General features: G+C 45.8%; 8 protein-coding genes. 5 read left to right on the forward strand and 3 right to left on the reverse strand.

The genetic code is table 11. The annotated features are described in order from the left end of the window. The first annotated feature begins 118 nt into the window (after positions 1 to 118). The 5 genes from K6Y31_RS06185 to K6Y31_RS06205 all read left to right on the forward strand — a co-directional run bounded on the left by K6Y31_RS06185 (position 119) and on the right by K6Y31_RS06205 (position 8,505). Positions 119 to 1,276 carry an exonuclease SbcCD subunit D gene (locus K6Y31_RS06185; RefSeq protein ID WP_233051935.1) on the forward strand — a complete coding sequence of 386 codons (1,158 nt, stop codon included), beginning with the start codon at positions 119 to 121 and terminating at the stop codon, positions 1,274 to 1,276. Continuing rightward, positions 1,273 to 4,326: an AAA family ATPase gene (locus K6Y31_RS06190; RefSeq protein ID WP_233051936.1), complete on the forward strand. Its 3,054-nt coding sequence runs from the start codon at positions 1,273 to 1,275 to the stop codon at positions 4,324 to 4,326. The genes K6Y31_RS06185 and K6Y31_RS06190 overlap by 4 nt, the downstream gene beginning before the upstream one ends. Before the next feature lie 209 nt (positions 4,327 to 4,535). After that, positions 4,536 to 5,225 (forward strand): phosphate regulon transcriptional regulator PhoB, encoded by a 690-nt coding sequence (gene phoB, locus K6Y31_RS06195; RefSeq protein ID WP_232801826.1) that lies wholly within the window; start codon positions 4,536 to 4,538, stop codon positions 5,223 to 5,225. 68 nt (positions 5,226 to 5,293) lie between these two features. Beyond that, on the forward strand, positions 5,294 to 6,607 hold the full coding sequence (phoR, locus tag K6Y31_RS06200) for a phosphate regulon sensor histidine kinase PhoR (RefSeq protein WP_233051937.1): 1,314 nt from the start codon (positions 5,294 to 5,296) through the stop codon (positions 6,605 to 6,607). Positions 6,608 to 6,873: 266 nt separating this feature from the next. Then, positions 6,874 to 8,505 (forward strand): methyl-accepting chemotaxis protein, encoded by a 1,632-nt coding sequence (locus K6Y31_RS06205; protein ID WP_233051938.1) that lies wholly within the window; start codon positions 6,874 to 6,876, stop codon positions 8,503 to 8,505. A 160-nt stretch (positions 8,506 to 8,665) separates the two neighbouring features. On the opposite strand, the gene K6Y31_RS06210 is transcribed toward K6Y31_RS06205, so the two are convergent. Genes K6Y31_RS06210 through K6Y31_RS06220 form a run of 3 tightly spaced genes read right to left on the reverse strand, consistent with a single transcriptional unit; the run spans position 8,666 to position 10,945 of the window. Next, the gene (locus K6Y31_RS06210; RefSeq protein ID WP_233051939.1) at positions 8,666 to 8,890 is read right to left on the reverse strand and encodes a hypothetical protein; all 225 of its coding nucleotides are present in this window, start codon (positions 8,888 to 8,890) and stop codon (positions 8,666 to 8,668) included. Then, positions 8,887 to 10,749 carry a hypothetical protein gene (locus tag K6Y31_RS06215; protein WP_233051940.1) on the reverse strand — a complete coding sequence of 621 codons (1,863 nt, stop codon included), beginning with the start codon at positions 10,747 to 10,749 and terminating at the stop codon, positions 8,887 to 8,889. Before K6Y31_RS06215 ends, K6Y31_RS06210 begins: the two co-directional genes overlap by 4 nt. A 7-nt stretch (positions 10,750 to 10,756) precedes the next feature. Then, positions 10,757 to 10,945, reverse strand: coding sequence for a hypothetical protein (locus K6Y31_RS06220; RefSeq protein WP_233051941.1), 189 nt, complete (start codon positions 10,943 to 10,945; stop codon positions 10,757 to 10,759). Positions 10,946 to 11,024: the final 79 nt, after the last annotated feature.

The following is an 11,024-nucleotide window of genomic DNA, read 5'->3' on the forward strand; positions in this document are numbered from 1 at the left end:
GAAAAGGTCACTTAGGCATGCATGATAAACTATTTTTAGCTTATTATGATCCCTGCTTTGGGCTTTTTTGTTTTCGGCGAGCCACTCCTCATTTTTTTACTAGGCATTTATTATTTCAATGAAATTTATTCACACTTCTGATTGGCATCTTGGCCGTCAACTGCATAACCAATCTTTACTTGACGATCAACGCCATGTATTAAATCAAATTATTGAGTTAGCCCAGCAGCATCACGTGGACGCGGTAGTGGTGGCGGGTGACATTTATGATCGCTCGGTGCCGCCGGCGCAAGCGGTGAGTTTGCTCAATGAAGTGTTAACAACCTTGGTAAAAGAGTTAGCTATTCCTGTGGTGATGATTGCGGGCAATCACGATGGCGCTGAGCGGTTAGGTTTTGCCAGTGCGCAAATGATAGCCAGTGGTTTGCATATTACCGGCCCATTGAATGAGCAAATAACGCCGGTAGTGATTAAAGGGCGTTCAGGTGTTAGCGCGGCTTTTTATTCATTACCTTACGTTGAACCAGCCACGGTGCGCAGTGTGTTTGATACCGCTGCAACTAGCCATCAAGAAGCGATGCAAGTGTTACTTGAACAAGTGCAGCAACAGATTGATGCCAGTAACAATAAAGTCAAAAATGTGGTGGTCAGTCATTGCTTTTTAGATGGCGGCGAAGAGAGTGAGTCAGAGCGCCCCTTAAGCATTGGCGGCGCCGATAAAATTGCGCCCAATTTATTTAGTGAGTTTGACTATGTCGCATTAGGTCATTTACATGGCCCTCAATACAAGGGGCAACCTCATGTGCGTTATAGCGGCTCAATCTTGAAATATTCCTTTAGTGAGCAGCACCAAAACAAATCCGTCACCTTAGTAGAGCTGGCTGACAATGCACCCGCGCAGGTTGAGCTGTTGCCGTTAACGCCGCTGCGTGATGTGCGCATTATTGAAGGATTTTTGGCGGACATTATTGCCAGTAGTGAGCAAGATTCTGCCCTTGATGATTACATTATGGTGCGCTTGCTGGATAAAACCGCGATCTTGGATGTGATAGGTAAAATTCGCCAAGTGTATCCCAATGTATTGCATATTGAACGCACCGGTTTGATGGCGGAGTCGGCGCAATTAGAGCGGCGCACTGATCACATCAAAAAAGGCGAAATGGCGATGTTTAGTGACTTTTTTTCGCAGGTGCAAGGAGAGGCGCTCAGTGAGCAGCAACAAGCTTGTATTAACGCCACCTTAGATGAGCTACACCAGCAGGAGCAAAGCCAATGAGACCGATTCATTTAACCATGACGGCCTTTGGCCCGTTTGCTGATACTCAAACCATCGACTTTGCCAAGCTCGGGCAAAACCCGCTGTTTTTACTCAATGGTCCCACTGGCGCGGGTAAAACCTCGATTTTAGATGCCATCTGTTTTGCTTTATATGGCAAAAGCACCGGCGATGAGCGCGAAGCGGCGCAGATGCGCTGTGATTATGCCGCGCCAACGACACTGACCGAAGTCACCTTTGAGTTTGAATTAGGGTCGCAGCGCTATCGTATTCGCCGTGTACCGGAGCAGGCAAGGCCGAAAAAAAACGGTGAGGGCACCACAGACCAAAAACCAGAGGCGCAGTTATATCGCGTAGATGGCGAGCAAGAAGTGTTATTGGTACCGAGTAAAGTCAGTGAGGCCAATGCTTTAATTGAGCAGTTAACCGGACTGGATGCGGATCAATTTCGTCAAGTGATGGTGTTGCCGCAAGGCAAATTTCGCCAGCTGTTAATGGCTGACTCGAAAGAGCGAGAAAAGATTTTTAGCCAGCTGTTTCAAACTCAAATATATCGCAAGATTGAAGACAAGCTAAAAGCCCAAGCGGCGGCGCTGCGTAAAGAAAACGATGCGCTTGCCAATCAACGCGCCGGTATGATCAATGCCTTAGAGCTTGAAGAAGGGATTACCCTAGAAGATGAGCAAGCTAAGCTTGCGCCGAAGCTGGCGGATGCCTTAACGCAAAAAAATGCTCACACACAAGCATACGAGCAAGCTAATCATGCTCTTGTTAGTGCCAAAAGTATTGCCGCGGACTTTACTGCTTTAGCCCAATTAAAAGCCGAGCAGCTTAAGCTAGATGAGCAAAGCGGCGTGATAACGCAAACTCAGCAACGGTGTGAGCGTGCCCAGCAAGCTCAGCAGATTGAGCCTAGTTACCAATTCTATTTGGCGCGCGAACAAGAGGCGCAGTTAAGCCAAAAAGCGTTGCAGCAAAGTGAAGAGCAATTAAAACAAGGGCAGCGGGTAGCCAGCGAAAAAGCAGCTGAATTTGCTAAATTAGCGCAGTTAAACGAGCAGGCTAAAGCTGAGCAAGCTGAGTTACAAAAGCTTAATGGCTTAACTGTGCCTTTTAACGCTCTTGCTGAACTTGCTCGTGAAATTAAACAAGCCGAAACCGCGCGCTTGAACGGCCAGCAACAGCTGCAAACATTTGAGCATAAGTTGGCGCAATGTTTACAACAAAAGCAAAGTGATGACGCCGAGCTGGCAAAGCAGCAACAACTGGCTGAGCCATTGTTTAATTTGCAGCAGCAATTTAATGCTTTACAAGCTCACGAAAAAACCCACCAACAGTGGCTTAAGGCCAGTGCTGAACTAGCTTTGCTAGGCGAAAGGCTGCAACAGTCTTTGGTTAATGGCAAGGCGTTAAACCTTGCTGAACAAAAGGAGCGTGAGCAGCTTAATCAGGCGCAATTACGCTGGCATCAAGGTCAAGCGGCCATTTTGGCGCAAACCCTGCAGCAAGGCTTGCCATGTCCTGTTTGTGGTAGTGGTTCGCATCCTGCGCCCGCCCAGCCACAACATGACCTCCCCACAGAAGCGGTATTAGAGCAGTTAACCCAGCAGGCGAATAAGGCGCAGCAGGACTTGGCCAGCGCACGCCAAGAATACAAAAGCTTAAATGTGCAGCTAACGGAAAAACAGCAATTTGTTGCTGAGCTGGCGTTAAGTTTGGGGGAATATGTTCAATACAGTGCGCAGCAGTTAACCCAGCACCTGCAGGGGCTAAAGGGGCAAGTTGAACAGGCGCAATTGGCGCAAAATCAGGTGAAAACCATTACGGAGCGCTTAAAGCAACAGCAGCAACAAGAGGAGCCACTGCGCCAACAAGTCGACGCTGAGTCTAAAAGAGTGAACCAATTACAAAGTCAGTTGGCGCAATTGCAAGGTAAAGAGGCTAGCCTGCGCGAGCAAATTCCCACTGACTTTAGCTCCCTAACGCAACTTGAGCGGGCCATTACCGCAGCGACAAAAGCGCTGACTGAGCTTGAGCTTAATATTCAAACCATACGAGACCAGCACCAAGTTGCGCAAACCGCACTGGCGCAACTGCAGGCGGCGAACACCGCTGCGATAGAACAAAATGAAACCAGTAAAACGCGCCAAGAGCAGGCGTTAACTGGGTTTAATCATCAGCTAGCAGCGGCAAACTTTGCCGATCTGGCTGCTTACAAACAAGCTTGTTTAACCAAAGCGGAAATCAGCGCCCTGACTGAAGAAATCAATGCTTATCAACAAGCTTGCCAAAAAAATCAAGCCAATACCGCTCAGTTAGCCGAAAAGTTAACCGATATTAACGAGCCCGATATGGCGCAATTAACGCAGCAAGCTGAGAGGCTATTGGCGCAAAAAGCACAAGCCGAAGCGACTTGGCAAGGGCTACACAACCGTGCCGAGCAGCTGCAAAAAGCCGCACTGCAATTAGCTGAGCTGGGCAAAAAGATAACGCAGGTTGAACAAGAATACGAAGTTGTCGGCACGCTGGCTAATGTCGCCAATGGTCAAACAGGAAATAAGATTAGCTTACAGCGATTTGTGCTGAGTGTGTTACTGGACGATGTGTTGCTAGATGCCAGTGCCAGACTACAGTTAATGAGTAAGGGTCGGTATCGCTTATTGCGCAAAGAAGAAAGAGCGAAAGGCAATAAAGCGTCAGGGCTAGAGCTAGAAGTAGAAGATGCATACACAGGTAAAGTGCGCTCGGTGGCAACGTTAAGTGGCGGCGAAAGTTTTATGGCGGCGCTGGCGATGGCGCTGGGGCTTTCTGAAGTGGTGCAAGCCTACGCCGGTGGTATTAAGTTAGACACGCTTTTTATCGATGAAGGCTTTGGCAGCTTAGACCAAGAGTCTTTGGATTTAGCGGTAAGAACCTTGATGGATTTACAAAGTAGTGGTCGCATGGTCGGGGTGATTTCCCATGTTTCTGAGATGAAAGAACAACTTAGTACACGCGTGGATGTAAATAAAACATCAATTGGAAGTACTTTAACCCTTGTTTTACCTTAGTGAACTATCGTAATATTCGAGCGGCTATATCGTTATTACCGAATTTAGTAAGTTTTTATGCTGTGAGAAAGGAATCTCTATTTTGCAAGGTTTTTTCATCTTAACGTCACAAAAATATCACTTTTGCTCAAGTCAAAGCTTGTTTGTCATATAAGTGTCATACAAACAACTAATAATGCAGTCAATCGTAATAAATATAGAGTTACAAGATGTCTAGAAGAATACTTGTAGTAGAAGATGAAGCTCCTATTCGTGAAATGCTTTGTTTTGTACTAGAACAAAAAGGTTATGAGGCAATTGAAGCGTCTGATTTCGAGATGGCATTAGAGAAATTAGTTGAACCGTTTCCTGACTTAATTTTATTAGATTGGATGTTGCCTGGTGGTACCGGGATCCAACTGATAAAACAGCTAAAACAAGATGACATTACGCGTCAAATTCCGGTAGTGATGCTGACAGCGCGTGGTGAAGAAGAAGATAAGATCCGCGGCCTCGAAGTGGGCGCCGATGATTACATCACTAAACCTTTTTCACCTAAAGAGCTGATGGCGAGACTTAAAGCGGTGATGCGCCGCGTTTCACCGACGTCTTTAGATGATGTGATTGAAGTACAAGGTCTTAAATTAGACCCTGTTTCTCATCGCGTCAGTGCTAATGAAAACCCATTAGAAATGGGGCCAACAGAGTTTAAATTGTTGCACTTTTTCATGACTCATCCTGAGCGCGTATATAGCCGTGAGCAGTTGCTCAATAATGTGTGGGGGACCAATGTTTATGTTGAGGACCGCACTGTTGATGTTCACATTCGTCGTTTACGTAAGGCGGTAGCAGATGAAGGCCATGACCGATTGATTCAAACGGTACGTGGCGCAGGTTATCGCTTTTCAACACGAATGTAGCTAGGCTTTATAAACGGATTTAGCCAGACTATTTTGACTGGATAGACAAAAGGAAAACGGTACGCTCTATGTTGCAACCCTTCTCTTGGATGATACTTTTTGTGCGAGTGCTGTTTTTCTATGTCCCCTTTTTCATTATTGGTTTGCTTGTTGATGATTTGGTGTTATGTCTGTTAATCGCGACAGTAGTACATCTTGCTTGGCATTATAACAACCAGAAGAAGTTGGCTGACTGGCTCTGGCATGATCGCAGTTTGATCCCGCCAAATGGACGAGGCAGCTGGGAAATAGTATTTAACGGTATCTATAAGTTGCAACAGCGACACCGTATTCGCCGTCGAGAGCTTGCTAGTGTTATTCGCCGCTTTCGAGAAGGGGCCGAAGCTTTGCCTGATGCCGCGGTAGTCTTTAAAACCGATGGCAGCATTATTTGGTGCAACCGCCTTGCTGAAGGGATATTAGGCTTTCGTTGGCCGGAAGACGCGGGACAACATATTGGTAATCTGATCCGCACCCCTAACTTTGTTGATTACTTAAAAGCGCGTGACTTTGACACCCCGCTTGAAGTGGTTTCTCCAGTGCAAGCCGACAAACTATTAGAATTTCGTATCATGCCTTATACCTCTGGGCAAAATATGCTGGTGGCTCGAGATGTGACACACGTTCGCCAATTAGAAGCGATGCGTCGCAATTTTGTGTCCAGTGTGTCCCATGAATTGCGAACGCCTTTAACCGTGCTAAAAGGGTACCTTGAAATGATTGAAGATGCCCCTGAAGCGAGTTCAGGTATGTGGGGCAAGGCTCACCATGTAATGGCCGAGCAAACGGCGCGAATGGACTCGCTGGTTGAGCAGCTACTTACATTATCTCGGATTGAAGCTACGCCGGATGTCGATCTCGAGCAAACGGTTGATGTCCCTTCTATGTTGGGTTTAGTGGAAAAAGAAGCCCAAACGTTAAGTGGTGATAAAAACCACAAATTAGTATTTGAAGTAAACCCAGAATTAAAAGTGCGCGGCGATGCAGAGCAGCTGCGCAGTGCCATTTCTAACTTGGTTTATAACGCGGTCTATTACACGCCAGCCAAGCGTGAAATTAAAGTGCAATGGCTTAAGCAAGATAAAGGTGCGCACTTTGCCGTAACCGATAAAGGTAACGGTATTGCCCCTGAACATATATCACGCTTAACTGAACGTTTTTACCGTGTGGATAAGGCTAGATCACGCGAGACGGGTGGATCAGGTTTAGGCTTGTCTATTGTAAAGCATGCGTTAAGTCACCATAGCAGTGCCCTAGAAATTGAGAGTGAAGTAGGCGTTGGTAGTCGATTTAGTTTTACCATTCCATCACAGTTTATTTATTCTTCTTCTACACCCCACTAACAAATACTGTAAACACAGAAACTTGTATATTTTATGATGAAGTTATACATATATTTTATGCTTTATCCCTCCGCTGAATAAACTCAACATAAATAAGATTTAAGTCCGCTGATGCATCACACATACATCAGAAATATATCTTAAGGGATATATTTCATTATTTGGTGAGTTGTGGTCTTACCTTTACTTTTGCTATATTGCTGCACATGTGTCTAGATGAGAATTGTTCTCACTATTGACTATTTGCATAATATATCGGGTAACTAATGGACTATATTAAAAACCTCACGGTTAAAAGTAAGATCTCTTTTTTGGTGACTGTAGCATCTTTGTCCATCCTCCTAATGGCTTGGTTTGGCGCGTTAGAGCTAAAAGACAGTATGCTAGCGGAGCGAAAGCAGCAGCTAAAATATCAAGTTGAAGCTGCTAAAGGGGTGTTTACACACTATCAAGAGCAAGTTGTTCGTGGCGAAATGGAATTAGAAAGAGCGCAGCAGTTAGCCTTTAAGCAACTTTCTGAAATGACTTATGGCGATGATGGGTACTTTTTTGTTTTTAATAACGATTTTGTTTTAAAAGCCAGTATGAAAGGCTCGAGTAAAATTGGTAGTAACGTTGGTTCAACCAAAGACAGTTATGGCGTTTATCTGTATCGCGAGATTTTAAAGTCTGTGCGCATGGGGGGCGGATCGGGTTACTTTGAATACCATTTCCCAAAAACACCAGGTGGAAATCCTGATGCAAAATTGTCGTATGCGGCTGAGTTTGCGCCTTGGGAAATAGTATTAGGCTCTGGTGTTTATTTAGATGATATCGAAAAGCTATACATTGAACGTCTTTGGAGTAAGGGGGGCATTTTTGTCGCCATTTTACTCGCTCTCATTGCTACCTCTTGGTTGATCATTAGTTCAATTGTTAAGCCACTTGGCTTGATTGTGAATGCTATGGGCCTAGTTGCCAAGGGGGATGTGACGGTAAGAATTAACATCGACAGTCAAGATGAAATGGGTATTTTAAGTCGTGAAATAAATACCATGTTGGACTCTTTTCAGGGGCTGCTAAGATCAGTTCAATCTAGTTTAAGCGCGTTGAATTTGTCTGCGGATGAATTAGCCGTGATTGCAAATCAGACCAATACCGGCGTGCAAAAACAGATGTTAGATGTTGATACAGTGGTCAGTGCGGTAGAGCAGATGACATTAGCTGTTAAAGAAGTCGAAGCCAGTACCGCACAAGCATCCGAGGCAACCAGTGAAACCAATAATGTGGTGCGTGAAGCTAGCCTATTAATCAATGAGACACTGGATTCAATTAACCAAGTCTCTAGCCAGGTTGAGCATGCTGTGACGGTGGTGAATGAGCTTGAAGCTGGCTCAAGTGAAATAGGCGAAGTGCTAAATGTTATTTCAGGTATCTCAGAGCAAACCAATTTATTAGCCCTTAATGCGGCCATTGAGGCAGCGCGAGCAGGTGAGGCTGGACGAGGTTTTGCGGTAGTGGCGGATGAAGTAAGAAGTTTGGCTCATAGTACGAAAGATTCCACTATAGAAATTCAGAAAATGATTGAAAAACTTCAATCGTTAGCAAAAGGTGCTGCGCGAGCCATGGAGCAAGGCCGCAATACGGCGCGTGAAAGTGTTGTTGCTGCGGGCAAAACCGGTGACAACTTGAATGTGGTAGTAAAACAAGTTGAGCGCGTTAATGACATGAATCATCAAATCGCATCTGCGACCACTGAGCAAGCAGCAGTGGCGGAAGAGGTGGCACGCTCGATGGTAAACATCAGTGTCATTTCTTCGCAAACAGGTGAAGGAAGCCGCGAAACCCTTGCTAACAGCAGTAAAGTGAAAGCTTTGTCTGATGATGTAACTAAGCAAATATCTGCATTTAAAGTTTAACTATTTGATTTAATAATCCATATATGAAAAGCGCTGTAGCGCGCCACATAGTTTAGAAAGAAAATTCGGTTAGATTGAAAAATCATAACCAACAGCCTATTTTACTAAGTTTACTTATTTAAAATTAAATATTATTAAACGTGCTTAAACGACTGTTAAATCACACCTCAACTTCACTGTAAGGTAAGTTGGCCGCTTGGGCCACTAGTTCACCGTCTTTAATGTAAACCTTTCCTGAGGCGATGCTATCGCCTAATACTAACTCAAATGAGCCGTTGCTATGTCTTACGGTAGTTGTGCCATTATTGTGCACGTTCACTACCGTCGCGATAGTGCGCGCTGGGGGCTTGAGTAGCCCTGAAAAGCGTTGATAGGCATTGCTCATGCAGCGTTTCTCATCAAGGTAATGGTTTGGTTAACACTCAGCTTACCCTCATTGTCGATACTAATATCAATAGCTAAGCTATCGCATGTGGCTTTAAATACCTCTGCGTCATACGACACACCAACTAGCATACCAGGTGTAATGGGCAGTAAATCAGGCATTAACTTAGTTTTAATGGTGTTAATTATCTTGTCGCCAGCATCTGCCAGCACAGCAGTGCCGCGTTGGCGCGCTGCTTGAACATCGGTGATCAGGTTGTCCACCACATCATCAGCAAACTTATCGCCTGGTGTGCCTTGTCTGCGTACACCGCAAGCCACGCCTTGCTGCTCCCCTCGCACCAGCACCTTATTGGCCACTGGCCGAATTTCTTTGCGCTCACTGAATGCCGTAATTACATTTGGAATAAGTACCACATCAGCGACCGCGACTTGAGTATTCCAAGGCGTGACTGGCCATTTCGGCACCAAATGAATGCTACGAGCAGCATCGTCAACCAACAGCATAGCGCCACATGATTTCGCCATCGCGGCAATGGCTTCTGCAGGTGTTTTGTCTCGATAGCTAAAGCAATGAGCGGGAATAATGTGATCGACAATATCAGCTGTGACCGTCCAGCCGGTGTTTACTAAAATATCGCTCATAATGCCCAGCAAGCTGCGCTGAGTTTGATTACTCATCGAGGACTTTTCAAGGTATGGCGCTGATAACTCGGCCAAACGACTTCGACCGGTGCCAAGCCATGACTGAGAGCCAAACGCGTGCGAGGTGCTACTTTGCTCAATCAGTATCAGAAACAAATAACCATTCACGTTCAATTCAAGTAATTGATTCATTGCGCGCTGCATATCAATGCGGGAGCCAAAAGCCACCGACCAAGTGCCTGCAAATTGTTCTCGTCCATGCTGATAAGACGCAGATTTTAATGCAATGGCTTGGCCATCAGATAAGCGCTGGCAACTAACGGTTGGTTTCATAATATAAGACCTTCTGATTTGTGGGCCAATCGGCAAGTTAAAATCAATGTCGGGCAAGGTAGGATGGGCATCAATTAAGCCGCCGCCTTCATCCCAATAGCAATATTCAGGCTCAGCAATAAAGCGCATGACCAACGGATTAGCTTGAGGCTGGCGAACGCCACTAAAGCGCAGTGTCACTTTGCCTTTTTGGGGTTTGTAATCCGAGGTACAAATTACTGCCGCGACTTTTGGGCCATAGCGCCAATGGTTTTCAGCTTGGATCGCTTCATCTAGCGCATAACTCAGCTTAATTGACTCGCTCAAGTGGATCGCGCCGCGCCAAGCCAGATGAATATCAGCGGCTTGAAACTGCCCTTTGATGTAGCGAACGCACCAATCTGATTGCTGCACGTCACCCGCTTGCCAGTTGACGTTAATGCTGGCGCTTTGCAATGGCGCGTTTTGCCAGCCGATTGCATAGCGTTGGCTTTGTTTGCCCAAACGCTTGGTGCTAATGACATGGGTTTGGCGCTGCATTGGGTAGCGCTTCATGCTAGCCCGCACCGCTTGGCGCTGTAATGCCAAGCGATGTTGGTTTAGTCTGATTTCAGTTCGGATGGTTTCGATTAAGCTACTGACCTCAATGTGCTGACTGCATAGCACTGGCCCACCGGTGGAAAGTTGCCATTCAATGCCGATATTGGGCCGCTTGATGGGCACCACCGGCGCAGGCTTGCCATCACCAAATTTAACATGCAGTGGCCAAAGCTGTTTTTGGTTGAGCCTTTCAAATTGAATTCTAATGGTGGGCTCTGGCTGCCCCCCTCCAAATTGAAGCGTAATCGGCAGTGCTGCCACTTGCTGAATCTGAGTAAACTGAAACAACACTCCTTGCGTCATAATTACCCTACTCAGCTATTAAGCCGTTAAAAGCTAACGCTTGATATTTTCCTGTTGGATCATACGCAACAATGGTTAGTGGTTTGTATTTAAATGCACTTCTAACGATGTGAAATGTGCCTTGTGCAGTGGTCATCGCCGTGGTCAATACACTGAGATTGCTTTCATTTAGCACGACCAAGCGACAATTTCCCATTGGAGATCCATTGCTATCAGTAACAGTCCCATTCACTTTAGTTACAATATCACTGTTGCTGATATTGCCAATCAAGGGT

Origin of the sequence: Motilimonas cestriensis (assembly GCF_021295315.1) — a bacterium.
Lineage (GTDB): Bacteria > Pseudomonadota > Gammaproteobacteria > Enterobacterales > CBDFNC01 > Motilimonas > Motilimonas cestriensis.